Below are 24,744 nucleotides of genomic sequence, written 5' to 3' on the forward strand. Positions count from 1 at the left end.
CCGAACACAGCAGTTAAGCCCTAGAACGCCGGAAGTAGTTGGGGGTTGCCCCCTGTGAGATAAGGTAGTCGCTTAGCAAGAGATTGAGCCTAGTAGATGCTAGGCTCATTTGGGAGTTTAGCTCAGCTGGGAGAGCATCTGCCTTACAAGCAGAGGGTCAGCGGTTCGATCCCGTTAACTCCCATTTAAGCGGGTGTAGTTTAGTGGTAAAACTACAGCCTTCCAAGCTGTTGTCGCGAGTTCGATTCTCGTCACCCGCTTTGAACTTTTGTTCATTACCAAGTTTTTAACTTGGGCGCGTAGCTCAGGTGGTTAGAGCGCACGCCTGATAAGCGTGAGGTCGGTGGTTCGAGTCCACTCGTGCCCATTAATAGTATGGTCCGTTGGTCAAGGGGTTAAGACACCGCCTTTTCACGGCGGTAACACGGGTTCGAATCCCGTACGGACTATATATTTGGAGGATTACCCAAGTCCGGCTGAAGGGAACGGTCTTGAAAACCGTCAGGCGTGTAAAAGCGTGCGTGGGTTCGAATCCCACATCCTCCTTAATATTAACGCGGGATGGAGCAGCTCGGTAGCTCGTCGGGCTCATAACCCGAAGGTCGTAGGTTCAAATCCTGCTCCCGCAATTTGGCTCGGTAGCTCAGTTGGTAGAGCAATGGATTGAAGCTCCATGTGTCGGCGGTTCGATTCCGTCTCGCGCCATCAATTCAATAATTAGGAAGGGTAGCGAAGAGGCTAAACGCGGCGGACTGTAAATCCGCTCCTTCGGGTTCGGGGGTTCGAATCCCTCCCCTTCCATCCTTTACGGGCATAGTTTAAAGGTAGAACTAAGGTCTCCAAAACCTTCAGTGTGGGTTCAATTCCTACTGCCCGTGTTAATACTTATGGCGGGTGTGGTGAAGTGGTTAACACACCAGATTGTGGCTCTGGCATGCGTGGGTTCGATCCCCATCACTCGCCTATTTATTAATATTATTATTGGGGTATAGCCAAGCGGTAAGGCAAGGGACTTTGACTCCCTCATGCGTTGGTTCGAATCCAGCTACCCCAGTTAAATTTATGCCGGCGTGGCGGAATTGGCAGACGCGCTGGACTCAAAATCCAGTGTCCGCAAGGACGTGCCGGTTCGACCCCGGCCGCCGGTATAGATTAAAAAGGAGTTTTACTCCTTTTTTTGTTTATTTTTTTTCTTTTTTGTGATATAATTAACCGGTAAAGTTTCTTTTAATGAATTAGAAGGAGTTAATTTTGTCTGAAGTTGCAAATAAAATCGATCGATTTTTAAATTCTATTTTATTGTTATCAGAAAATCAGCATGAGATTTTAGTTGGTTCTTGTACAAGTGGTGTTTCATTAACCAACACTCAGGAACATATTTTGATGCTGGTTGCTGATGAAGCTCTTACCAATTCTGTCTTAGCTAAGAAATTGAATGTTAGTCAGGCAGCGATCACAAAGGCTGTGAAACCGTTATTAAGTCAGGGGATGCTGGAGACTTATAGAGATGAAAATGATGCTAGGGTTCTCTATTATCGCTTAACAGAGATTGGTAAGCCGATTGCATTGGAGCATCAGCACCACCATCAGCATACCCTTCACACTTATGAGGATGTTTTGTCGAAGTTTACTAAGAATGAGCAAGGGGTCATTTCGCGGTTTTTAGATCTATTGGAAGAGGAGTTATAGTTTGAGGTATATTACGGTTTCGAATTTATCGTTTTATTATGATCGGGAACCGGTTTTAGAAGGGATCAATTACTACTTAGATAGTGGGGAGTTTGTGACTTTGACCGGTGAAAATGGTGCTGCTAAGTCAACCTTGATTAAGGCTAGTCTTGGGATTTTACAGCCCAAGGTCGGGACAGTTGAGATTTCAAAGACGAATGTTAAGGGAAAGAAGTTAAGGATTGCTTATTTGCCACAACAGATTGCTAGTTTTAATGCTGGATTTCCAAGTACGGTCTATGAATTTGTGAAGTCAGGTCGGTATCCTCGTAAAGGCTGGTTTCGAAAGTTGAATGAGCACGATGAAAAGCATATTCTAAAGAGTTTAGAATCTGTTGGGATGCTGGAGTTCAAGGATCGGGCGATTGGTTCTTTGTCTGGTGGTCAGAAACAGCGGGCTGTCATTGCTCGGATGTTTGCTTCAGATCCGGATATCTTTGTTTTAGATGAACCTACGACAGGGATGGATGCGACGACAAAGAGTGATTTTTATGAGTTGATGCATCACAGTGCGCATCACCATCAAAAATCTGTTTTGATGATTACGCATGATCCTGAAGAGGTTAGCCAATTTGCGGATCGGAATATTCATTTGGTTCGTGACCAAAGCTCTCCTTGGAGATGTTTTAATGTCCATGATACTGAAGGGGAGGGTGACCATGCTTGATTTATTCCAGTATGATTTTATGCAACGGGCCTTGTTGGCTATGGTTGCCATGAGTCTTTTTTCTCCTGTATTAGGGATTTTCTTGATTTTAAGACGGCAGAGTCTGATGAGTGATACGCTAAGTCACGTCTCTCTTGCGGGTGTCGCTTTTGGGCTTTTCCTTGGGATCTCTCCAACGCTCTCGACCATGATCATTGTCATTATTGCTGCGGTTTTTCTTGAGTATTTGCGGACCTTATTTAAGGACTTTATGGAGATCGGGACGGCAATTTTAATGTCTACAGGTCTTGCCCTAGCTTTGGTACTGATGCGTGGTGGTGGGAAGAGCTCCATGAGCTTAGATCAGTATTTGTTTGGTTCTACCCTAACCATTACGGATGAACAGGTGATCGCCTTGTTTGTGATTGCTTTCGTTGTATTAGTGCTGACGGCCTTATTCTTGCGGCCTATGTATATTTTGACCTTTGATGAAGATACGGCCTTTGTGGATGGGCTTCCGGTCCGGACCATGTCTATCTTATTTAATGTGGTAACGGGGGTTGCTATCGCCTTAATGATTCCTGCAGCAGGATCGTTATTGGTTTCAACCATCATGGTCTTACCGGCTAGTATTGCGCTGAAATTAGGGAAGAACTTCCGTGGGGTCATGTTGCTTGCGGTCATTATTGGCTTTATCGGGATGTTTAGTGGGTTGATTTTGTCTTATATTGCAGATACACCAGCGAGTGCCAGTATTACGCTTTTATTTGTGGCACTGTTCTTGCTTGTGAATCTTGGATCACGTTTGAGGAAGTAGATATGAACTTTAAAAAATTTGGTTGGTTATTGTTAGTGGCTTTAACACTTGTTTTGACAGCTTGTGGCAAAAGTCAGAGTCAAAATGGGAAATTAAAAGTGATGACCACTTTCTATCCTGTTTATGATTTTACAAAAAATATTGTTGGAGATGAAGGAACGGTAGACTTGCTCATTGGAGCGGGATCAGAGCCTCATGAATATGAATTGTCTGCTAAGGGGCGGGCTATGATTCAAGATTCGGATGTTTTCGTTTATGAGAATGAAAACATGGAAACGTGGGTTCCAAATCTTTTGAAATCCATGAAGGATAAGAAAACCAAAGTGATCGATGCTACCAAGGGTATGGTCTTGCTTCCTGGATTGGAAGAGGAACATGAACACGAAGGGGGCGAAGAACACCATCATGAATATGATCCTCACCTTTGGCTCTCTCCACATCGTGCCATGAAGATGGTAGAGTCGATTCGTGATCAGTTGGTCGCAGCTTATCCAGATAAGAAAAAGACGTTTGAGAAAAATGCCCAAGCCTATCTGAAGAAATTACAGGCTTTGGATCAAGCTTATCAGGATGGGTTGAAAGATGCGAAACAAAAGAATTTCGTGACCCAACACGCGGCTTTCCGTTACTTGGCCTTGGATTATGGATTAAACCAGGTGGCCATTTCAGGGATTTCACCTGATAGCGAGCCTTCTGCTGCACGATTGCGTGAATTGACAGAGTATATCAAGAAAAATGAGATCAAGGTCATTTACTTTGAGGAAAATGCTTCTAAGTCCTTGGCGAAAACCTTGTCTTCTGAAGCTGGTGTTGAGTTAGCTGTCTTAAATCCTTTGGAAAGCTTGACGGATCAAGAAATGAAAGATGGCGAAGACTACGTGTCTGTTATGAAGGAAAATCTGAAGGCGCTAGAGAAAACTACGTCACAAGCTGGTAAGGATATTCAACCGGAACATGAGGAAGATGCTAAGACAGTTCAAAAGGGCTATTTCGAGGATAGTCAAGTGAAGGATCGTAGCTTGGCAAATTATGCGGGTGATTGGAAATCAGTTTATCCATACTTGCAAGATGGAACCTTGGATCAGGTCTTTGATTATAAGGCAAAATTAAATCCAACTATGACGGCTGCTGAGTATAAGGAATATTATACAAAGGGTTACCAAACAGATATTGATCGGATTAAGATTGATAAGGATTCAATGGAGTTTTATCAAAAAGGATCTTCTAAGAAATATACCTATAAATACGTAGGTAAGCACATTTTGACTTATAAGAAGGGAAATCGTGGTGTTCGTTATCTCTTTGAAGCCAAGGAGAGCGATGCGGGAGACTTCAAATATGTTCAATTTAGTGACCATGAAATTACTCCGGTAAAGGCAGCTCACTTCCACATTTTCCATGGAGGAAAGAGTCAAGAAGCGCTTTATGATGAGTTGGAAAATTGGCCAACTTATTATCCTTCGAACTTATCTGGTTTAGAAGTGGCACAGGAAATGCTGGCTCATTAAGAGTTGTATCAAAAGAGAGACTAGGACTGATTATCCCGGTCTCTTTTTGATTAAAAATGGGGAGTGAAGCTTGTCAAATGCTTGAAAATACGTTACAATGAAAGGGCTTTAAATTAAAAAATGTATGGGGAATTTTAAATGAAAAAAGTTGGTGCAATTCTTGTGAGTCTTCTCAGTGTGGTCCTGTTGGTAGCTTGTTCGCAACAGGGAACGAGCAAAAAATCAACCCCTTCCTCTAGTCAAACGACGACCTCTTCTGAAGTCAAAAAGACGGATGCTTCTAGTTCGGAAGTGAAGGAGAAAGAAAAAAAAGAAGAGAAAAAAGAAGTGAAGAAAATGGATCTTGAGGCTATTGCCAATGGAGATTACAGCAGTATTGCTGGTGTCTGGCAAGATGATAAAGGAAACAAGCTAGTCTTTAACGACAAAGGGTTGGTCTCACAAGAGTTAGAGGGCTATGGAGCTTCTTTGACGGATTATGGAACAGCATCAGAAGGCATTTATGGTGGTCGTGATGGAGGCTTCTTGTTGGAGTATATTCCTGCGGGAGTGACCATTGGTGATCAGGTCGATGATCAAGGACAAGTGGTCTTTAAGGATACATCAGATGCCTCTAAAAACCGCTTGTGGTCTGGTGTTGGTATCGCTAGTTTTGGGGAACAAGGCTCGATCTACTATCATGTAGGAGATGAATAATGGAAAAAGAGAGTGGGACAGAAATCGGTAATTCGTTAGAATTCGATTTCGTCGTCCCACCTCCGCACAGTTGAGTAGGGCTGTAAAAGCTGATGAAATCAGCGTAGTAGAGCCCACTCAACCACTGCGTCTTGCTCGACAATCTAAAAATAATTGAGAGGCTAGGACTTTTGTCCCACTCTCTTTTTCTTATGCATGTGGGGGAAGCCAAGAAAGCTCAAACTGGAGCAATTGGGCTTCAAGGAGATCTTGATGGGACACCTCTTGTTTCTCTTTGCAATCTAATAGGGCTTTTTGGATGAAATAGGCGCCTGCAGTGTGTGAGTTGGCGCAAATCTTGAGCTCTTGCTTAGGAAGATGGAGAAGGACTTCTTTAAAAAGAGGGAGTCCCAGATCATAGATTGGTTTTCCTGGGCAGGTTGGATAGAGCCCAAGGGCTGACCAGATGTACCAAGCAGATAGACTACCATTGTCCTCATCACCTGGATAGGCTTGGAAATCTTGATGGAAAGCTTGGGAACGGATCTGGTGGATCAGGAGATTGGTGTATTCGGGATGAAGGCTGTAACGGAAGAGGTAGGGAATGTGGAAGCTGGGTTGATTGGAGATGGCGATCTGCCCAAATGGGGCTTGGGCCATTTCACTCATTTCATGGATTTCATAGCCATATCCTCTTACATCAAATTGAGGTTTTTGATTGGCCAGATCCAGCAGTCGTTGGGTGAAGGCTTTTTTACCGCCCATTAGCTCTATCAGGCCGGAGAGGTCGTGTAAGGCTCCAAAAGTAGCCTGGGTGGCAGAGCATTCTGCATAATCTCCTCCCCAGCTAGTAGGAGAGAAGGGTTCTTTAAAGTTTCCATTGGTGGATCGTGCTCTCATAAAGCCTGTTTGGGTATCATACAATGTTCGGTAGGAGAGGCTGGAAGTAGCATACTGAGTAGCCGTTTCTGTCTGACCCAATTGCTTGGCAACGGTAGCAATGCAAAAATCACTATAGGCATAATCGAGGCTATGGCTCACACTTTCGTGAAAATCATCGGGTAGGTAGCCAAGGGCCTTGTAGCTTTCATTACCATGGCGACCAAAATGTTGAGTGGGGTCTGTTTTTTGAGCCGTCTGGAGCATGGCTGTCAGGATGTTTTCATGTAGGTCTGGTGCGATCCCTTTTGTGACAGCATCCGCAAAGACGCCATCGATGAGGGTGCCTGGCATCATCCCTCGTTCATCTGGGGCCAACCATTTTGGTAGAAAACCAGTATCCTTGTAAGTGTTTAAAAATCCTTCGAGAAAGTGACGGTAGTAATCGGGGTAGACAAGGCTAAAGAGCGGAAAAGAGGTCCGAAAGAGGTCCCAAAATCCGATATTCGTATAAGCTTTTCCTGATTTGATTTCATTATGGGTGACATCCAGGTGCCAGTCATTTCCCTCAGTATCCGTTTCATAAAAAGTTTGAGGGAAAAGGAGGAGTCTGTAAAGGCAATGGTCGAAAAAGGCTTGGTCACGCCCTCCGGTATCCTTCACTTCAATTCGTTTTAGCAGCTGATTCCATTGATCGGTTGCTTCTTTTTTAGCTTCCTCTAGGGAAGGGTTGGGAAGATGGCTGTGAGCCATGTCTTGGGACAGATAAGAAGTTCCTAATTGGACGGTCACTTCATTGCTAGAAAAGGTGAGAAAAAGATCTTGATCGATATGAGTGACGTTCTCGATCGGCTGGCTAAATTGCCACTGGAGAAAGAAAGAGTAGAAAGTATCTGCGGTATGGGCCTGATCCAGAATGTGGAAGTGGCAGGTTTGGTCTGTCAGAGTCAAGTCCTCTAGTTCCTTTGCTGCATGAAAGCAGAGTGTTAGCTTTTCTGGTGCTCGAAAGCGCATGACAGCCCCGTAGCGACTTGGAACCAGCTCGCTTTGAATCTGATAACGTTCCGAAAAAATACGAAGGTAGTGGGGCTGGAAAAGAGCTTCTTTCATTGAATAACTGCTTTGGCGACGGAAGAGGTCGGAACTTGTAACTTCTCCTGTGATGGGCGTGATGAGGCACCAAGCGTAGTCTCCTATCCAAGGACTAGGCTGGTGGGTGAGGCGAAAACCCTGAAAAATAGGAAGATTGGGGTTGAAAAACCAAGCCCCTTGTTCGTGTGTCGTCTGGGGAAGGAAGTAGTTCATTCCAAAAGGGACTCCAGTATAAGGGAGGGTATTTCCGTGGGAATAGTGGGGATGATTCTCGCTTCCCCAGCGGGTATCGATGGTCTGGCAAGTTGTGCGCATCTTGTCTCCTTTTTCTTCATCAACCTTAAATGATCTGTGTTTTTCTTGGAACACGCGGTGGTATTTTCTTCATTGTATCAAAGTGTTGTCAAATATGATAGCGTTTTTATCAAATGGAAAATTTTGTAGAAAAAGGGCTATAGTTTGCGTATGTATTTCCCCTTTGAAATCTTTTATACTGAATAGGAAAGAATCGATACGTGTGAGGAAAATAAATGACCTATTCAAAAGAAATTGTGCGAGAATGGTTGGATCAAGTGGCTGAGCGAGCTAAGGAGTACCCTGAGTGGGTGGATGTCTTTGAACGTTGTTATACAGACACTTTGGACAATACAGTTGAAATTTTAGAAGATGGTTCAACCTTTGTGTTAACAGGGGACATCCCAGCTATGTGGTTGCGTGACTCGACGGCTCAATTGAGGCCCTATCTTCATGTGGCAAAAAGAGACCCTCGTTTGCGTCAGACCATTGCTGGTTTGGTCAAACGCCAGATGACCTTGATTCTCAAAGATCCCTATGCCAACTCTTTTAATATTGAGGAGAACTGGAAAGGCCATCACGAGACTGACCATACAGATCTCAATGGCTGGATTTGGGAGCGCAAGTATGAGGTGGATTCGCTGTGCTATCCCTTGCAGTTGGCTTACCTCCTTTGGAAGGAAACTGGTGAGACTAGCCAATTTGATGAAACCTTTATCACTGCGACCAAGGAAATCCTTCATCTCTGGACAGTGGAACAAGACCACAAGAATTCCCCTTATCGCTTTGTTCGGGATACAGATCGTAAGGAAGACACGCTGGTGAATGACGGCTTTGGGCCAGATTTCGCCGTGACAGGGATGACCTGGTCAGCCTTTCGTCCAAGCGATGATTGCTGTCAGTATAGCTACTTGATTCCGTCCAATATGTTTGCAGTGGTTGTTTTGGGTTATGTCCAAGAAATCTTTGCAGAATTGAATCTAGCCGATAGTGAAAGGATCATTGCAGATGCCAAACGCCTGCAAGCGGAGATTCAAGAAGGAATCGAAAACTACGCCTACACGACTAACAGCAAGGGCGAGAAGATCTATGCCTTTGAAGTAGACGGTTTGGGAAATGCTAGCATCATGGATGATCCGAACGTACCAAGTTTGTTGGCGGCTCCCTATCTGGGCTACTGCGCCATCGACGATGAAGTCTACCAAGCTACTCGTCGGACGATTTTGAGTCCTGAAAATCCCTACTTCTATGAAGGGAAGTACGCAAGTGGGCTCGGAAGTTCTCATACCTTTTATCGCTATATCTGGCCGATTGCTTTATCTATTCAAGGATTGACAACAAATGATAAAGCTGAGAAAAAACATTTGCTGGACCAGTTGGTTGCCTGCGATGGAGGCACGGGTGTCATGCACGAAAGTTTCCATGTAGATGATCCAACTAAATACTCGCGTGAATGGTTCTCGTGGGCCAACATGATGTTCTGCGAATTAGTCTTGGATTACTTGGATATTCGCTAATACTCTTCGAAAATCTCTTCAAACCACGTCAGCTTCGCCTTGCCGTATATATGTTACTGACTTCGTCAGTTCTATCTACAACCTCAAAGCAGTGCTTTGAGCAACCTGCGGCTAGCTTCCTAGTTTGCTCTTTGATTTTCATTGAGTATAAGGAGCACGCTTTAGCTTCACTGATTCTTGTTAGAATCACAAGTTTATATTTAAAACATTAAAAATTTAAGTTAGAATGAGGTTTTACTCATGGAAAATGTTGTTGTACATATTATCTCTCACAGTCACTGGGATCGTGAGTGGTATTTACCGTTTGAAAGTCACCGGATGCAATTGGTGGAACTTTTTGACAATCTCTTTGATCTTTTTGAAAATGACCCTGAATTCAAAAGTTTCCACTTAGATGGACAAACCATCGTCCTCGATGACTATTTAGAAATTCGCCCTGAAAATCGCGACAAGGTGCAGCGCTATATCGACGAGGGCAAGCTCAAGATTGGTCCCTTCTACATCTTGCAGGATGATTACTTGATCTCCAGCGAAGCCAATGTCCGCAATACCTTGATTGGACAGGCTGAATGCGCTAAATGGGGCAAATCTACTCAGATTGGTTATTTCCCAGATACCTTTGGAAATATGGGGCAAGCTCCTCAAATCCTTCAAAAATCAGGCATTCACGTAGCAGCTTTTGGGCGTGGTGTCAAACCAATCGGATTTGACAACCAGGTCCTCGAAGATGAGCAGTTTACCTCTCAATTTTCTGAAATGTACTGGCAAGGGGCGGATGGTAGCCGTGTGCTGGGTATTCTTTTTGCTAACTGGTACAGTAACGGGAACGAAATTCCAGTGGATAAAGATGAAGCTTTGGCTTTCTGGAAACAAAAATTGTCAGATGTTCGTGACTATGCATCGACTAATCAATGGTTGATGATGAACGGATGTGATCACCAACCAGTTCAACGAAATTTGAGTGAAGCCATTCGTGTGGCAAACGAACTTTTCCCTGACGTGACCTTTGTTCACAGCTCCTTTGATGACTATGTGCAAGCAGTGGAAAGTGCGCTTCCTGAACAATTATCAACGGTTACGGGGGAATTGACCAGTCAGGAAACCGATGGCTGGTACACACTGGCAAATACGTCTTCCTCTCGGATTTATCTCAAGCAAGCCTTCCAAGAGAATAGCAACTTGCTCGAGCAAGTGGTGGAACCTTTGACCATCATTACTGGTGGGCATAACCATAAGGATCAATTGACCTATGCCTGGAAGACACTCTTACAAAATGCGCCACACGATAGTATTTGTGGATGTAGCGTAGATGATGTTCACCGTGAAATGGAAGTTCGTTTTGCCAAGGTCAACCAAGTTGGAAACTTTGTCAAGACTAACCTTCTGAACGAATGGAAGGGTAAACTAGCGACTCAAAAAGCCCAGAGTGAGCACCTCTTTACGGTCATCAACACTGGCTTGCATAATAAGGTGGACACCGTCAGCACGATTGTCGATGTTGCGGTTTGTCCATTTAAGGAATTGCATCCGACAGAAGGCTTCAAGAAAATGGCTGCTTTGAGCTTGCCAGACTACCATGTAGAGGATTTAGATGGACATCTTGTAGAAGCAGAGATTGAGGACTTGGGAGCAAGCTTTGGCTATACCCTGCCTAAGGATAAATTCCGTCAACCTTATATTGCACGTCAAGTGCGCGTGACGGTTCCTGTTCATTTGGCAGCCTTGTCTTGGACGACCTTCCAGCTCTTGGAAGGCAAAGCACCTCATCATGATGGTCTGTTCCAAAATGGGGTGATCGATACGCCATTTGTAACCCTTAGTATCGATGATGGCTTGACCCTCTATGATAAAACGACCAATGAGGCTTATGAGGATTTCCTTCGCTTTGAAGATCGTGGTGATATCGGAAATGAATATATCTACTTCCAACCAAAAGGAACAGAGCCGATCTATGCGGAGTTAACAGCTTATGAGGTCTTGGAAAACAATGCCCGCTATGCCAAAATCTTGCTCAAGCATGACTTGACGATCCCGGTCAGTGCGGATGAACAATTGGATGCGGAGCAAAGAGGCATTATCGAGTTTATGAACCGCAAGGCAAGTCGCTCAGAAGAGCTGACAACCCTCTCTCTTGAAACAGAGATGACCATCTTTGTAGATGATCCGCAAATTCGCTTCAAGACGCGCTTTACCAATACAGCTAAGGATCACCGCATCCGTCTCTTGGTCAAGACTCACAATACACGTCCGAGCAACGATTCTGAAAGTATCTATGAAGTTGTGACACGGCCAAATAAACCGGCTGCTTCTTGGGAAAATCCTGAAAATCCCCAACACCAACAAGCCTTCGTCAGCTTGTATGATGACGTCAAAGGGGTAACAGTGGCCAATAAAGGATTGCATGAATACGAAATCCTTGGAGACGATACGATAGCTGTAACACTTCTCCGTGCTTCAGGGGAACTTGGTGACTGGGGCTATTTCCCAACACCAGAAGCACAATGTTTGCGGGACTTTGAGGTTGAATATGCAGTAGAATGCCATCAAGCTCAGGGGCGCTTCTCTGCTTATCGCCGGGCCAAAGCTTTGCAGACACCGATGACCAGCCTTCAAGTTGAAAAACAAGAAGGAAGTGTAGCAGCGTCTGGTAGCTTACTCAAGCATACAGCCTTGACGCATCCTCAGGTTTGTCCAACAGCCTTTAAGGTAGCAGAAAATGAAGAAGGTTACATCCTTCGCTATTACAACATGAGCCAAGAAAATGTGCGCGTGTCAGAAGGACAACAAACGGTTGTCGATCTTCTGGAACAACCGTATCCGGTCCATACAGGTTTATTGGCACCGCAAGAAATCCGGACAGAATGGATTAAAAAAGAAGAAGTATAGCTGGTTGCAGCTGAAGAAACAATAAAAGGAAAGGAGGAGCGAAAAAGTAAGAACCAACTGCTGACTCGCTCCTTTTTACAGGTAAAAGCAATGACCATTGCAACGATTGATATCGGAGGGACTGGGATTAAGTTTGCTAGTCTCACTCCGGATGGAAAGATTTTAGATAAGGCCAGCACCCCAACTCCAGAAACTCTAGAAGATTTGCTAGCTTGGCTGGACCAGCGATTGTCAGAACGTGACTACCGTGGGATTGCTATGAGTGTGCCAGGGGCTGTTAACCAAGAAACAGGGGTAATTGAAGGGATCAGTGCCATTCCTTATATCCATGGTTTTTCATGGTATGAGGCCCTTTCTCATCACAAGCTACCTGTCCATCTAGAAAATGATGCCAACTGTGTTGGACTGAGTGAATTGCTGGCGCATCCTGAGATTGAAAATGCAGCCTGTGTCGTGATTGGTACCGGAATCGGTGGAGCCATGATTATCAATGGCAAGCTTCACCGTGGACGTCATGGCTTGGGCGGTGAGTTTGGCTACATGACAACTATCGAGCCTGCAGAAAAGCTCAATAACTGGTCACAACTCGCTTCTACAGGAAACATGGTTCGCTATGTGATTGAAAAATCAGGTCAGTCTGACTGGGATGGACGTAAGGTCTACCAAGAGGCTACAGCCGGCAATGCCCTTTGCCAGGAAGCCATTGAGCGCATGAATCGTAATCTTGCTCAAGGACTGCTCAATATCCAGTATCTCATTGACCCAGATGTGATTAGCCTAGGTGGCTCTATCAGTCAAAACCCAGATTTTATCAAAGGGGTGCAAAAAGCAGTAGACATCTTTGTGGAAAGATATGAAGAATATACAATTGCTCCAGTGATTCAAGCTTGCACCTATCAGGCAGATGCCAATCTCTACGGTGCCCTTGTCAACTGGTTACAGGAGGAAAACCAATGGTAAGTTTTACAGGACTTAGTCCCAAACAAGCCCAAGCTGTTGAAGTATTAAACAATCACATTTCTCTACCAGATGTAGAGGTGGCGGTCGCTCAGTCTGACCAAGCTTCTATCTCTATCAAGGGTGAGAATGGGCAGTATCAACTGACCTACCGCAAACCTCATCAACTCTACCGCGCCTTGTCTGTGCTAGCAACAGCTTTAGCAGAAGGAGACAAAGTAGAGATTGAAGAACAGGCGGCTTATGAAGATTTGGCCTATATGGCCGACTGTTCGCGCAACGCCGTGCTCAATGTCGCATCAGCCAAACAGATGATTGAACTCTTGGCTCTGATGGGTTATTCAACCTTTGAGCTCTATATGGAGGACACCTATCAGATTGAGGGGCAACCTTACTTTGGTTATTTCCGTGGAGCCTACTCAGCTGAAGAGTTACAGGAAATCGAAGACTATGCCCAGCAGTTTGACATGACCTTTGTCCCATGCATCCAGACCTTGGCTCATTTATCAGCCTTTGTTAAATGGGGGGTTAAGGAAGTCCAGCAACTCCGCGATGTAGAGGATATTCTCCTCATCGGTGAAGAAAAAGTCTACGACCTGATTGACGGTATGTTTGCGATGTTATCTAAATTACAAACTCGCAAGGTCAACATCGGGATGGACGAAGCTCACTTGGTCGGTTTGGGTCGTTATCTTATCTTGAACGGTATTGTGGATCGGAGTCTCCTTATGTGCCAACATTTGGAGCGCGTGCTGGATATTGCAGACAAGTATGGTTTCCACTGCCAGATGTGGAGTGATATGTTCTTCAAGCTTATGTCAGCAGATGGCCAGTACGACCGTGAGGTAGAAATTCCAGAAGAAACACGAGTTTATTTAGACCGTCTTAAAGACCGTGTGACCTTGGTTTACTGGGATTATTATCAGGATAGCGAGGAAAAATACAACCGAAACTTCCGTAATCACCATAAGATTAGTCAGGATATTGCCTTTGCTGGTGGTGCCTGGAAGTGGATTGGTTTTACGCCCCACAACCATTTCAGTCGCCTCGTCGCTCTTGAAGCCAATAAAGCCTGCCGTGCTAATCAGATCAAGGAAGTCATTGTGACGGGCTGGGGGGACAATGGTGGTGAAACAGCCCAGTTCTCGATTCTCCCAAGTTTACAAATTTGGGCAGAACTCAGCTATTGCAATGATTTAGAGCGTCTGTCAGCTCACTTTAAGACCAATACAGGCCTATCCGTTGAGGACTTTATGCAGCTGGATCTGGCCAACCTCTTGCCAGACCTACCAGACAATCTCAGTGGGATTAACCCTAACCGCTATGTCTTTTATCAGGATGTTCTTTGCCCAATTCTTGACAAGCACATGACACCTGAACAGGACAAGCCACACTTTGCCCAAGCAGCTGAGATTCTTTCTGACATTAAAGAAAAAGCGGGCGTCTACGCTTATCTCTTTGAAACTCAGGCACAGTTGAATGCTATTTTAAGTAGCAAGGTCGATGTAGGACGACGCATCCGTGAGGCCTATCACGCAGGTGATAAAGAGAGCTTGCAACAAATCGCTCAGGAAGAATTGCCAAAACTCAGAAGCCAGATTGAACACTTCCATGACCTCTTTAGTCACCAATGGTTGAAAGAAAACAAGGTCTTCGGCTTGGATACCGTAGATATCCGTATGGGTGGACTCTTGCAACGCATCAAGCGAGCAGAAAGTCGGATTGAAAACTACCTAGCTGGTTCCATCACATGTATCGATGAACTAGAAGAAGAGATCTTACCATTCAACGATTTCTACGGGGATCAGGACTTCGCAGCCACAACAGCTAATCAATGGCACACCATTGCGACAGCTTCGACCATTTATACAACGTAAAAAATGCCAAGTTGGATGACAGGTATCTCATCCACGGTGGGATAGGAGTAGAAGAGGAACTGTCTTTACGACCACCCTTTTCTACTCTTTTTTAAAGCTATGTCATAAATTTGTAGAATTTTTTCTATAATTAGGAGTTTGAAAATGTAAATGGGCTATCTTATAATAGGTGATGTAAACGCTACCAAAGTAAATAAACACGCTCAAGGCTCAAAGGGGGGAGTTAAATGAAAAAGTTTGTAAGGACTCTGAGAGAAAATTTCATTTTTCTTTTAATGGTCTTACCTGGTGCAGCGTGGTTAATCTTATTCTTCTATATTCCGGTTTTTGGGAATATCGTAGCATTTAAGGACTATCATATCACAGGAGAGGGCTTCATTGACAGTGTCATGAAGAGTAAGTGGGTTGGCTTTGACAACTTCAAATTCCTCTTTAGTTCCAAAGATGCCTACATTATTACAAGAAACACGGTATTGTACAACTTAGGATTCATCTTCTTAGGATTGATTGTTTCCGTTGGGATCGCCATCATCTTTAGTGAGTTGAGATCAAAAAGAGTGGTCAAGGTGCTTCAAACCTCCATGCTCTTCCCGTACTTCCTATCATGGGTTATCATCAGCTTCTTCACCGATGCCTTCCTTAACGTGGACAAAGGATTGGTCAACCACATCTTAACTTCATTTGGTATGAAAGCCATCAATTTCTATTCGGAATTGTGGATCTGGCCAGCGCTTCTCCTCTTCTTAGGAATCTGGAAAGGCTTTGGTTATAGCAGTGTCATGTATTATGCAACCATCATGGGAATTGACCCAACTTACTATGAAGCAGCGACCGTGGATGGTGCGTCTAAGTGGCAACGCATTCGCAACATCACCATTCCTCAGTTGTCTTCCTTGATTACAGTCTTGACCATTCTTGCAGTCGGAAATATCTTCCGCGCAGACTTCGGTCTTTTCTACCAAATCCCGCATAATGCTGGAGCTCTCTATAGTGTAACCAACGTTATTGATGTTTATGTCTACAACGGTTTGACCAAGTCAGGGGATATCGGGATGACAGCAGCAGCCGGTCTTTACCAATCGGTAGTCGGGCTGGTTCTTGTGTTAATCTCAAATATCATTGCCCGTCGCATTGATAAGAATGCCGCTCTCTTCTAGAAAGGAGGATCGTATGAAAAAATCAACCATTCAAAAAGAAAAAATTGATAATGTCGGGATCCATTCTTTCAGTAAGAAGAGCAACTTCTTCTTTACCTTGTTGTTGACCTTGGTCGGCTTGACCTGTGTGCTTCCCTTCATCTTCGTTGTCATGATCTCTTTGACAGACGAACAAAGTTTGGCAGTCCATGGCTTCCAATTCTGGCCAGCAAAATTTGGATTTGATGGTTACCTCTTCTTGGTACAGTTCAAAGACAAAATCTTGCAAGCCCTCTTCATTACCTTGTTTGTGACCATTGTGGGAACAGCATGTAATGTCTTTATCACCACAACTTATGCTTACGCTATCTCACGGAGTACCTTTAAATACCGCAAGTTCTTTACCGTATTTTCACTCCTTAGTATGCTCTTTAGTGCAGGGTTGGTTCCAAGCTACATTGTCACCACTCAACTCTTGCAGTTAGGTGATACCATCGGGGCTTTGATTATCCCAATGTTGCTCAGTCCATTTAACATCATCTTGATGCGGACCTTCTTTAAACGGACCATTCCAGAAGCTATCCTTGAATCCGCTCGGATCGATGGGGCAAGTGAAACACGGATCTTCTTCCAAATCTGCTTGCCATTGTCTCTTCCAGGGATTGCGACCATCAGTTTGTTCACCGCTTTAGGGTTCTGGAATGACTGGTTCAACGCCCTCCTCTATATTAAGAGTGACAACCTTTACCCATTGCAATACCTCTTGATGCAAATCCAAAACAATATGGATTACATCGCTAAAAACGTCGGGGTATCCGGCCAATTGGCAGGAGCTGTACAATCCATCCCACGGGAAACAGGACGTATGGCCATGGTGGTTGTGGCAACAGTGCCAATCGCCATTCTCTATCCATTCTTCCAACGCTACTTTGTAAAAGGCTTGACCATCGGTGGTGTGAAAGAATAACATCGTTTATTGAAAATCAGCAGGATTTTCAACTCATAACTTAGTCTAAAAAGAAAATAACATAAAGGAGATTTTTCTTATGAAAAATTGGAAAAAATACGCGTTAGCATCTGCTAGTGTCATCGCTCTTGGAGCTACTCTTGCTGCTTGTGGAAACCTTACAGGGAACAACAAGAAGTCTGCAACAACTGAAGACGGTAAACCAATCATCAAGATGTACCAAATCGGTGATAAACCAGATAACTTGGATGTTCTTCTTAAAAATGCCAACAAGATCATTGAAAAGAAAGTTGGCGCAAAATTGGATATCCAATATCTTGGTTGGGGTGACTATGCACAAAAAATGAACGTTATCATCTCATCTGGTGAAAACTATGATATTGCCTTTGCTAATAACTATGTCATTAACGCTCAAAAAGGTGCTTATGCTGACTTGACAGAATTGTACAAGAAAGAAGGGAAAGACCTTTACAAAGCACTTGACCCAGCTTACATCAAAGGGAACACTGTAAACGGCAAGATCTATGCTGTTCCAGTAGCAGCTAACGTTGCATCTTCTCAAAACTTTGCATTTAACGGACCACTTCTTGAAAAATATGGTATCGACGTTTCAAACGTGAAAGACTATGCTTCTCTTGAACCAGTCTTGAAAGCCATCAAAGAAAAAGATCCAAACGTTGTTCCATTTGCAATGAACAAGAGCTACGGTGGACCTTCAGATGACTTTGACTATGTGGCTGTTGATGGACTTCCATTCGTTGTTGACTTGAAAGGTGACACTACTAAGATCGTTGACCGTTACACAATTCCTCGTTATGTAGAAAACTTGAAGACTCTTCACAAATACTACGAAGCAGGATACATTCCAAAAGACGTAGCAACGAGCGACACTGGTTATGATCTTTCTCAAGATACATGGTTGGTTCGTGAAGAAACAGTAGGGCCAGCTGACTACGGTAACAGCTTGCTTTCTCGTGTAGCAAACCGTAAGATCGAAATCAAACCATTTACTGAACTGTACAAGAAGAACAATACTACTCAAGTAGCTAACTTTGTTATCTCAAACAACTCTAAGAACAAAGAAAAAGCAATGGAAGTGTTGAACCTCTTGAACACTGATCCAGAACTCTTGAACGGCCTTGTTTATGGACCAGAAGGCAAGAACTGGGAAAAAGTTCCCGGCAAAGAAAACCGTGTCAAAGTCTTGGATGGCTACAACGGAAACACTCACATGTCTGGATGGAACACTGGTAACAACTGGATTCTTTACATCAACGAAAACGTAACTGATGAACAAATTGCACAATCTAAGAAAGATTTGGAAACTGCAAAAGAATCTCCAGCACTTGGCTTCATCTTTAACACAGATAAAGTGAAATCAGAAATCACTGCTCTTACAAATACTTTGAACCAATTTGCAGGTGCTATCAATACTGGTACTGTGGATCCTGAAGTAGAAGTTCCTAAGATGCTTGAAAAATTGAAATCAGAAGGTGCTTACCAAAAAGTGCTTGACGAAATGCAAAAACAATACGACGAATTCCTTGCTTCTAAAAAATAAGAACAGGTAGTTCGAAAAAGGCTTTGGAGGAATCTCCAGAGCCTTTTCATGTCTTTATGAAAATAGAACTGTAAATGAAAATCAATATTTCAATTTACCAATGCAAATAAGGGAAAGCGTTTTATTTTTATGGTATAATAGAATCACTAATTGGAAAAGAGGCTGAATGATGGGAAAAATCATCGAGTTCATTTTTACGAGAGTCTATGTTGCTATGCTGGTAACAGGGATTTTTTGGGTCTTGACGATCTGTGGGGGTGTTCTGCTAGGAGTAGGACCGGCTAGTGCCACTATCATGAGCCTCTATGCGGAAAATGGCATGACCTACAAGGACTATCATTGGTCACGCGCTTGGGAACTCTTCAAAGAAAATCTACGCCCGGCTAATCAAGTCTTTTATACCTTCTTTGCCATTGAAGGGGTTCTCCTCTATGGCATGTACCTCATGATCCAGATCCCTCACTTGAATTTCTTCCAAATTTTGGTTCTCTTGTTTAATCTGGTTTTCCTCTTGGTTGCGCCTCTAGCTTATGCCGTTTATTTGAAATTGCAAGTGTATTTTGACCTCTCTTATGCCAACAGTATCAAGCTCAGTTTGATCGGAATGTTGCTGGACATTCGTCCGGTTCTGAAGCTCATCCTTGGAACCGTGCTACTTGGCGTCATTAGCTACTATATGCCAGCCCTTCTCTTTTTCGTCTTGATCGGTGTATGGCATTTCTTTGTCAATGATATCTTTGACCCTGTTTATCAAAACATCCACGAAAAATTGGTATCCTAACGATGAAAAAAATCTGGTTAAGTACGCTTTTAAAATTCTACGCCTATGTCATGGTGGTCATTTTGACCATTATGGGCCTGGTTGTCGCGGGGATCTCTTGGAAAAACCAGCAAGCTGAAGCCGACCGGATCGCCCAACGGGTCTTGACCGAAGTGGTGACGGATCTTGAGACCTCTTATCAACGGGTCACACAAGAAGGTCGTAGCCTCGTTGAAAACCCTGCAAAATTAGAAGGAGTTTATCGCTATTTTACCTTGTCACCATCGGAGTATGAGACTTGGCGATTGAATGCCCAATTCCCTTCTTATATCCAATTGTCCCTACATAAGAATATTGACAGCCTCTATTTGAGCAATAAAAACATCGAGGGCATCGATGTCACCTTGTCTGATTACAAGACGGTATTTGTCTCTACCCGGCAATCGAAGGGGGGCAAGCAAGTCTCAGCGGACCATTACAAGGCTCCTGCGACAGCCATTCCGGTTCCTTTGACAGATCCGACTACGGGTGCTGGAGTTGGGATCGCTTATATGACGCTGGACCAGGAAATTTTGACGGCAGCGATTGATAATGCCAGAGGCGATCTTCCGGTCGCTGTACGGATCTTCACCCCTTTTGGAAAAGAGATGTACCATGAAGGGGATAAGGGGCAATCAAAGGATATTAAATGGCAAACTCGTAGCACGATCTATGGCTACAAGGTGGATGTAGCTGTTTCAGAAAGTTATTTGGTCAAGAAAGGTCTAGCCAACCTGACCACTTTTCTCTCCATTGCTTTCTTGATTTTCTTGATCCTTTACTTATTAATGCGACAAATTTTCAAAAATTACCGTCGCCAAGTCCTTGATCTGGTCGATACCATGAATCTAATCAGTCAAGGCGATAGTGAACGACGGATTGATACCTCGACCAAGGACCAAGAACTGCTGGTTATTGGTAATATGATCAATACCATGTTGGACAATATGGATAAGAATATTCGGGATATCTATCAGCTACAGCTCAGCCAAAAGGATGCCAATATGCGGGCACTACAAGCCCAGATCAATCCCCATTTCATGTACAATACACTGGAATTTATCCGGATGTATGCCGTCATGCAAGAGCAGGATGAATTGGGTGATATTATCTATGAGTTTAGTAGTCTCTTGCGCAATAATATCTCAGATGAGCGAGTGACGACGGTTGAAAATGAGCTCGAATTTTGTCGCAAATACAGCTACCTCTGCATGGTACGTTATCCCAAATCGATCGCCTATGGCTTTAAGATCGATCCAGGTTTGGAAAAAATGAAGATTCCAAAATTCACCATCCAGCCTTTGGTCGAGAACTATTTTGCACATGGAGTGGATCACAAACGCAAGGACAATGTGATTAGTGTCAAAGTCTTGCAAGGAGAAGGGCAAGTCATGATTCTAGTTACTGATAATGGGCGCGGGATGGAAGAAGAACAGCTAGAAAGCATTCAAGAGATACTAGCCAATCGCAATCCACGCTCAGAAATCGAAGAAAAGAGTGGGCGGCAGTCCATCGGAATTATCAATGTTCATGAACGCATGCTACTCTATTTTGGAGATCGCTACCATATCCAAGTCTTCTCCCAACCTCACCATGGAGTGACCTATACGATAACCATTCAAGATGAATAAAGGAGACAGAATGTACAAAGTCTTATTAGTAGACGATGAGTATATGATTACAGAAGGGTTAAAAAAATTAATCCCCTTTGACCACTGGAATATGGAAGTGGTCGCAACTGCTGAAGATGCAGACCAGGCCCTTGATTATGTGCGAGAACGTCCAGTGGATGTGGTGATCACGGATGTCAATATGCCTGGAAAGACCGGACTTCAGATGATTGCAGAGATGAAGGATTTGATTCCAGATGCTGCTTTTATCATTATGTCAGGCTATCAGGATTTTGAATATGTCAAGACAGCCCTCAATTTGCGCGTGGCAGACTACCTGCTCAAACCGGTCAATAAGGTGGAAATGGGCAATATCTTAGAAAAAATTCAGCACCAAATCCAGCAACCAAGCCAAGAGTTAGCCAACCGTTTGATTCACGATGATATCTCTGAGGAAGAGTTTTGTCGGTATATCGCAGGACGAAATTCACTGTGGATTGGGGTTGCTAAGGAGAAAAAAGGCTTTATCAGCTCGTCTTACCAAGTTCTCGGGCAAAATCTTCAACTCTTTATCTCAGATCAAGAAGAAGAAGCCATGATTGAGAAGGCCTTTGAGCCCCTTTATAAGGAGCACTTTCGTCAATTTAAGGACCTAGTGGAGCGGAGCCTCTTTTATGGAGCGACCCCTCTCAATGAAGATGAGGAAGTCTTTAACTACTACGAGCCGGCCTACCGGGTGATCATGCAAGGAAATATCCAACAGATCTTAGAAGAACTGGACTGGTTGGAAAAAATGATCCTTGAGAAGACACCCAAGGTTTCGTTGACCAAGCAACTCTTTATCCAATTTTTGATGGATGTCTTTCATTTGTTTGAATACCTGCAGGGAGATGATTTGGCCGATGTGGTCAAGAAAGTCCAAGAAGCTGCTACCTTTAGCGAGATGATTAGCTTCATCCAGGAAGAGTTGTCCCGTTTCTTATCCCACTATCGGATGAACGAAAATGTAGCGAGTGTCCTCCAAGTGATTAGCCGTGATTACCAAAAAGAGCTGTCACTCAAGGACATTAGTCAGGCTCTCTTTATCAATCCAGTCTATTTAGGCCAATTGATTAAACGAGAAACCAACGCAACGTTCGCAGAACTCCTCAACAAACAGCGGATTAAGGCCGCCCAGCAGCTCCTCTTATCGACCAATGACAGTATTGAAGATATCTGCTATAAGGTCGGTTACAGTAATGTAGGCTATTTTTATAAGGTTTTCCGTAAACTCTGTGGAAAATCGCCTAAAACCTATCGCTTACAAGTCATGACAGAGCATGCAGAAGATGAGTAAAAGGCTGAGACGATTTGTCTCAGCCTTTTGATTGAAGATAAAGTCTTCTTAGAAACTTTCCTTAGGTGAGTACGTGACAGAAGGTCAGAGACCCTGAAGCTAAGTTTTGAGTATTTTTTATTTGACAAATATAAGTAGACAGTGTATACTTTACAAAAAGTAGACGGCGTATACTTTGATAAGGAAAGGTGGTCAAATGAAACGGAATACGGAAGAACTGAAAGAAAAGTTAATTTTGGTCGGCATTGAAGAAATCAGAACTAACGGGATTGACCGGATGTCTATGCGTACAATAGCTCAAAAATGTGGGGTGACTCATGGAGCTCCCTATAAGCATTTTGGAAGTAAAGATAGATATATTCAAGTGGTTATGGAACACTTATCAATGTTCTTTTTGAAAAATATGATACAAGGGATTGATACTTCCATAGATGCAAGAACTCAACTAACTCTGATGGGCTGTAACTTTGTAAGGTTTGCCCAAGAGGAAACCTATCTATTTGAAGCATTATTTATCAAATTTCCATATAACTATATGGAGTTATCCCATGAAACTATTTCAGTCAACTCCTCTTTACCAGGATTTGAACATTTTAAGTCGGTAGCGTTAAGACTTAAAGATGAGGAAAATCTTTCTAGTAGTGACGCAGAAATTTTGATCCATTTTTGGAGTTTTATTGCTGGTTTGGCTCTATTGGTAAGGAGTCCCGTTGGAGAAAGCTTTAAAGAAAATGATGTTCAAAAGACCGTCAGAACGATGCTTGATATTTATATAAAAGGAGATAGCTGATGAATGTTTTAATAATTTATTCACATCCGAATGAAACAAGTTATAATGCATCAATCCTTCAAACTGTGCAAAAGCATTTAGCACCAGAGCATAGGGTTAAAATAGTAGACTTATATAAAGAAAACTTTGATCCGGTTTTACGTTTTGATGAAAGGCATAAAAGGAGAGATTTACAGCATAATGAAGACATGAAACCGTATAGAGATTTATTGAGTTGGGCGGATCAGTTGATTTTTATTTTCCCTACTTGGTGGAGTGGAATGCCAGCTATTTTAAAAGGTTTTATTGATCGTGTTTTTGTTGCAGGTTTTGCTTATCAGAATGGACCTCGAGGTCCGGTGGGGCAACTAGATGGAAAAGCATGGATCATTACGACGCATAATACGCCAAAAATTTTTCTTCCTTTTTCTCAAGACTACGCAAAGGTTCTAAAATCCCAAATCTTGAAACCCTGTGGTATTAAACCGGTTAAAGTGACACAAGTTACACGAGTGGAATATATGAGTGATCGTCAACGGAAAGAAGAACTCGAAAAAATCGCACAAATAGCAAAAAGGATTTAAAAAGTGCTTTACAAGTCATGACAGAGCATGCAGAAGATGAGTAAAAAGGCTGAGACAAATCGTCTCAGCCTTTTTACTTTAAGTCCTTTGTATCTTGATTTTCCCAACTAGAAGCTCAGCTTCAATGGTGATTTCTGTGAGTTGGGTCCAGTCGATTTTTTCTTGGTCAACGTGAAATAGAAGAGGGGTCATAGCGAGGAGCGCTTGGCGTTCTTCAGGAGTTAAACTCTTGGTGAGGCTGACTGTTTCGGATGAGAGAATTTGGCAGTGGTCTTCAAAGTGCTCCAAAATTTCCTGGTTGGAGTAGGATTGCTTGGTCAATTGATCTTGGGCCAACTGACGAATTTCTTTCAGATGAGAAGAGGTTGGGACGACTTTAATGATCACCCCTTCAGCCTTTAAGACACGCTCAAATTCAGCGTAATTAGCCGGGGAGAAGATGTCCAAAATGACCTCTATACTCTTGGATTGAATGGGTAAATGAGCCAAGTCTCCTACAAACCAATTGACCTTCCAGCTAGCGTCACTCTTGGCAGCTAGTTGCACAGATTCCTTTGAAAGATCAAAGGCATAGAAAGTAGCTTCGGGATAAGCTTCTTGTAGCTTTCGGGAGTAATAGCCTTCTCCACAACCGGTATCTAGAATCTTGGCATCACTGGTCGGAATTTTTTGTCCGATCGCTGTTAGAATCGGCTCATAAAAACCTGCTTCTAGGATTAGCTGGCGATTCTGGAAATTTTCTTTGTCATAGTCCTTTGATTGTTTGATCTGGGGAGCCAGGTTGACATAGCCAAATTTAGCCAAATCAAAAGAATGGCCCTTGGGACATTTAAAACTGGTCTCCACAAGTTCTAGGTCCAGTTGACAGATGGGACAGGCAAAAGCAGTGGCTGTTTGAAATCGTTGTAATTTTGGTTTAATCGGTGTATTCATATTAGTAGTGTAACAAAAGAGCCTCTAGATAGCAACCGATGCTCTAATAGAGTACCAAACAGAATATGAGCTGATAGAAAAAGGAAATTCACTGATGCCAATTTTAAAGGACTTGAATCAATGGGGAAAAGAATGGCTGCAATAAATTTTTTCCTCATTTTAATCTCTTCTAT

Annotated in this window: 19 protein-coding genes, 12 tRNA genes and 1 pseudogene; 30 read left to right on the forward strand and 2 right to left on the reverse strand. The window is 43.3% G+C overall.

The window, feature by feature from the left end:
• Positions 1 to 111: 111 nt before the first annotated feature.
• The 17 genes from I2F76_RS04745 to I2F76_RS04825 all read left to right on the forward strand — a co-directional run bounded on the left by I2F76_RS04745 (position 112) and on the right by I2F76_RS04825 (position 5,395).
• A tRNA-Val gene (locus I2F76_RS04745) sits at positions 112 to 184 on the forward strand.
• 5 nt (positions 185 to 189) lie between these two features.
• A tRNA-Gly gene (locus I2F76_RS04750) sits at positions 190 to 260 on the forward strand.
• A 33-nt stretch (positions 261 to 293) separates the two neighbouring features.
• Positions 294 to 367 (forward strand) — tRNA-Ile (locus tag I2F76_RS04755).
• 10 nt (positions 368 to 377) lie between these two features.
• Positions 378 to 449, forward strand: a tRNA-Glu gene (locus I2F76_RS04760).
• Positions 450 to 456: 7 nt separating this feature from the next.
• Positions 457 to 546, forward strand: a tRNA-Ser gene (locus I2F76_RS04765).
• Between the two features lie 9 nt (positions 547 to 555).
• Positions 556 to 629: transfer RNA gene (locus I2F76_RS04770), tRNA-Met, on the forward strand.
• A gap of 3 nt (positions 630 to 632) precedes the next feature.
• Positions 633 to 705: transfer RNA gene (locus tag I2F76_RS04775), tRNA-Phe, on the forward strand.
• A gap of 15 nt (positions 706 to 720) precedes the next feature.
• A tRNA-Tyr gene (locus I2F76_RS04780) sits at positions 721 to 801 on the forward strand.
• A gap of 6 nt (positions 802 to 807) precedes the next feature.
• Positions 808 to 878: transfer RNA gene (locus I2F76_RS04785), tRNA-Trp, on the forward strand.
• 12 nt (positions 879 to 890) lie between these two features.
• Positions 891 to 963: transfer RNA gene (locus tag I2F76_RS04790), tRNA-His, on the forward strand.
• 19 nt (positions 964 to 982) lie between these two features.
• Positions 983 to 1,054: transfer RNA gene (locus I2F76_RS04795), tRNA-Gln, on the forward strand.
• Between the two features lie 10 nt (positions 1,055 to 1,064).
• A tRNA-Leu gene (locus I2F76_RS04800) sits at positions 1,065 to 1,148 on the forward strand.
• Between the two features lie 103 nt (positions 1,149 to 1,251).
• Positions 1,252 to 1,689, forward strand: a complete 438-nt coding sequence (locus I2F76_RS04805) for a zinc-dependent MarR family transcriptional regulator (RefSeq protein ID WP_003004547.1) — start codon at positions 1,252 to 1,254, stop codon at positions 1,687 to 1,689.
• A gap of 1 nt (position 1,690) precedes the next feature.
• The gene (locus I2F76_RS04810) at positions 1,691 to 2,395 is read left to right on the forward strand and encodes a metal ABC transporter ATP-binding protein (RefSeq protein WP_118397159.1); all 705 of its coding nucleotides are present in this window, start codon (positions 1,691 to 1,693) and stop codon (positions 2,393 to 2,395) included.
• Entirely contained in the window at positions 2,388 to 3,191 is an 804-nt protein-coding gene (locus tag I2F76_RS04815) for a metal ABC transporter permease (protein ID WP_049506201.1), read from the forward strand. Before I2F76_RS04810 ends, I2F76_RS04815 begins: the two co-directional genes overlap by 8 nt.
• 2 nt (positions 3,192 to 3,193) lie before the next feature.
• Entirely contained in the window at positions 3,194 to 4,699 is a 1,506-nt protein-coding gene (locus tag I2F76_RS04820) for a zinc ABC transporter substrate-binding protein AdcA (RefSeq protein ID WP_049483548.1), read from the forward strand.
• A 138-nt stretch (positions 4,700 to 4,837) separates the two neighbouring features.
• Complete coding sequence (locus I2F76_RS04825; protein ID WP_195487354.1) at positions 4,838 to 5,395, forward strand: DUF6287 domain-containing protein; 558 nt, start codon at positions 4,838 to 4,840, stop codon at positions 5,393 to 5,395.
• Between the two features lie 189 nt (positions 5,396 to 5,584).
• Here I2F76_RS04825 and I2F76_RS04830 read toward each other — a convergent pair whose 3' ends face one another.
• Complete coding sequence (locus I2F76_RS04830; protein WP_195487355.1) at positions 5,585 to 7,660, reverse strand: GH92 family glycosyl hydrolase; 2,076 nt, start codon at positions 7,658 to 7,660, stop codon at positions 5,585 to 5,587.
• A 215-nt stretch (positions 7,661 to 7,875) separates the two neighbouring features.
• Between I2F76_RS04830 and I2F76_RS04835 the strand changes: the two genes are divergently transcribed.
• From I2F76_RS04835 to I2F76_RS04890, 12 genes are all read left to right on the forward strand, one after another.
• Positions 7,876 to 9,156, forward strand: coding sequence for a glycoside hydrolase family 125 protein (locus I2F76_RS04835; RefSeq protein ID WP_195487356.1), 1,281 nt, complete (start codon positions 7,876 to 7,878; stop codon positions 9,154 to 9,156).
• 240 nt (positions 9,157 to 9,396) lie between these two features.
• Positions 9,397 to 12,042, forward strand: a complete 2,646-nt coding sequence (locus I2F76_RS04840; RefSeq protein ID WP_195487357.1) for an alpha-mannosidase — start codon at positions 9,397 to 9,399, stop codon at positions 12,040 to 12,042.
• 90 nt (positions 12,043 to 12,132) lie between these two features.
• The gene (locus tag I2F76_RS04845; protein ID WP_195487358.1) at positions 12,133 to 13,002 is read left to right on the forward strand and encodes an ROK family protein; all 870 of its coding nucleotides are present in this window, start codon (positions 12,133 to 12,135) and stop codon (positions 13,000 to 13,002) included.
• Positions 12,996 to 14,876: a beta-N-acetylhexosaminidase gene (locus tag I2F76_RS04850; RefSeq protein WP_195487359.1), complete on the forward strand. Its 1,881-nt coding sequence runs from the start codon at positions 12,996 to 12,998 to the stop codon at positions 14,874 to 14,876. Before I2F76_RS04845 ends, I2F76_RS04850 begins: the two co-directional genes overlap by 7 nt.
• A 227-nt stretch (positions 14,877 to 15,103) precedes the next feature.
• Positions 15,104 to 16,033: an ABC transporter permease gene (locus I2F76_RS04855; protein WP_003009701.1), complete on the forward strand. Its 930-nt coding sequence runs from the start codon at positions 15,104 to 15,106 to the stop codon at positions 16,031 to 16,033.
• Positions 16,034 to 16,046: 13 nt separating this feature from the next.
• Positions 16,047 to 16,979, forward strand: a complete 933-nt coding sequence (locus tag I2F76_RS04860) for a carbohydrate ABC transporter permease (RefSeq protein ID WP_003004100.1) — start codon at positions 16,047 to 16,049, stop codon at positions 16,977 to 16,979.
• Between the two features lie 79 nt (positions 16,980 to 17,058).
• Positions 17,059 to 18,540 carry an ABC transporter substrate-binding protein gene (locus I2F76_RS04865; RefSeq protein ID WP_003009706.1) on the forward strand — a complete coding sequence of 494 codons (1,482 nt, stop codon included), beginning with the start codon at positions 17,059 to 17,061 and terminating at the stop codon, positions 18,538 to 18,540.
• A 169-nt stretch (positions 18,541 to 18,709) separates the two neighbouring features.
• Positions 18,710 to 19,321, forward strand: a complete 612-nt coding sequence (locus I2F76_RS04870; RefSeq protein ID WP_118096012.1) for a YesL family protein — start codon at positions 18,710 to 18,712, stop codon at positions 19,319 to 19,321.
• Positions 19,322 to 19,323: 2 nt separating this feature from the next.
• Positions 19,324 to 20,970 (forward strand): sensor histidine kinase, encoded by a 1,647-nt coding sequence (locus I2F76_RS04875; protein WP_118096010.1) that lies wholly within the window; start codon positions 19,324 to 19,326, stop codon positions 20,968 to 20,970.
• A 10-nt stretch (positions 20,971 to 20,980) separates the two neighbouring features.
• A complete protein-coding gene (locus tag I2F76_RS04880) occupies positions 20,981 to 22,285 on the forward strand; it encodes a response regulator transcription factor (protein ID WP_070594711.1) in 1,305 nt (434 codons plus the stop codon).
• A 196-nt stretch (positions 22,286 to 22,481) separates the two neighbouring features.
• The gene (locus tag I2F76_RS04885; RefSeq protein ID WP_070594712.1) at positions 22,482 to 23,075 is read left to right on the forward strand and encodes a TetR/AcrR family transcriptional regulator; all 594 of its coding nucleotides are present in this window, start codon (positions 22,482 to 22,484) and stop codon (positions 23,073 to 23,075) included.
• On the forward strand, positions 23,075 to 23,638 hold the full coding sequence (locus tag I2F76_RS04890) for an NAD(P)H-dependent oxidoreductase (RefSeq protein WP_014712763.1): 564 nt from the start codon (positions 23,075 to 23,077) through the stop codon (positions 23,636 to 23,638). The genes I2F76_RS04885 and I2F76_RS04890 overlap by 1 nt, the downstream gene beginning before the upstream one ends.
• A 78-nt stretch (positions 23,639 to 23,716) precedes the next feature.
• On the opposite strand, the gene I2F76_RS04895 is transcribed toward I2F76_RS04890, so the two are convergent.
• Complete coding sequence (locus I2F76_RS04895) at positions 23,717 to 24,571, reverse strand: putative RNA methyltransferase (protein WP_118096004.1); 855 nt, start codon at positions 24,569 to 24,571, stop codon at positions 23,717 to 23,719.
• 58 nt (positions 24,572 to 24,629) lie between these two features.
• On the opposite strand from I2F76_RS04895, the pseudogene I2F76_RS10545 reads away from it, so the two are divergent.
• Positions 24,630 to 24,716: pseudogene (locus I2F76_RS10545) on the forward strand (winged helix-turn-helix transcriptional regulator); the annotation flags it as partial.
• Between the last annotated feature and the right edge of the window lie 28 nt (positions 24,717 to 24,744).

The organism is Streptococcus parasanguinis, assembly GCF_015557775.1.
In the GTDB taxonomy this organism is placed as follows: Bacteria; Bacillota; Bacilli; order Lactobacillales; family Streptococcaceae; genus Streptococcus; species Streptococcus parasanguinis_AA.

Coding starts and splice junctions, on each gene's coding strand:
- I2F76_RS04815 (WP_049506201.1), top strand. CDS start 2,388: ATGCTTGATTTATTCCAGTATGATTTTATGCAACGGGCCTTGTTGGCT.
- I2F76_RS04820 (WP_049483548.1), top strand. CDS start 3,194: ATGAACTTTAAAAAATTTGGTTGGTTATTGTTAGTGGCTTTAACACTT.
- I2F76_RS04825 (WP_195487354.1), top strand. CDS start 4,838: ATGAAAAAAGTTGGTGCAATTCTTGTGAGTCTTCTCAGTGTGGTCCTG.
- I2F76_RS04830 (WP_195487355.1), bottom strand. CDS start 7,660: ATGCGCACAACTTGCCAGACCATCGATACCCGCTGGGGAAGCGAGAAT.
- I2F76_RS04835 (WP_195487356.1), top strand. CDS start 7,876: ATGACCTATTCAAAAGAAATTGTGCGAGAATGGTTGGATCAAGTGGCT.
- I2F76_RS04840 (WP_195487357.1), top strand. CDS start 9,397: ATGGAAAATGTTGTTGTACATATTATCTCTCACAGTCACTGGGATCGT.
- I2F76_RS04845 (WP_195487358.1), top strand. CDS start 12,133: ATGACCATTGCAACGATTGATATCGGAGGGACTGGGATTAAGTTTGCT.
- I2F76_RS04850 (WP_195487359.1), top strand. CDS start 12,996: ATGGTAAGTTTTACAGGACTTAGTCCCAAACAAGCCCAAGCTGTTGAA.
- I2F76_RS04855 (WP_003009701.1), top strand. CDS start 15,104: ATGAAAAAGTTTGTAAGGACTCTGAGAGAAAATTTCATTTTTCTTTTA.
- I2F76_RS04860 (WP_003004100.1), top strand. CDS start 16,047: ATGAAAAAATCAACCATTCAAAAAGAAAAAATTGATAATGTCGGGATC.
- I2F76_RS04865 (WP_003009706.1), top strand. CDS start 17,059: ATGAAAAATTGGAAAAAATACGCGTTAGCATCTGCTAGTGTCATCGCT.
- I2F76_RS04870 (WP_118096012.1), top strand. CDS start 18,710: ATGGGAAAAATCATCGAGTTCATTTTTACGAGAGTCTATGTTGCTATG.
- I2F76_RS04875 (WP_118096010.1), top strand. CDS start 19,324: ATGAAAAAAATCTGGTTAAGTACGCTTTTAAAATTCTACGCCTATGTC.
- I2F76_RS04880 (WP_070594711.1), top strand. CDS start 20,981: ATGTACAAAGTCTTATTAGTAGACGATGAGTATATGATTACAGAAGGG.
- I2F76_RS04885 (WP_070594712.1), top strand. CDS start 22,482: ATGAAACGGAATACGGAAGAACTGAAAGAAAAGTTAATTTTGGTCGGC.
- I2F76_RS04890 (WP_014712763.1), top strand. CDS start 23,075: ATGAATGTTTTAATAATTTATTCACATCCGAATGAAACAAGTTATAAT.
- I2F76_RS04895 (WP_118096004.1), bottom strand. CDS start 24,571: ATGAATACACCGATTAAACCAAAATTACAACGATTTCAAACAGCCACT.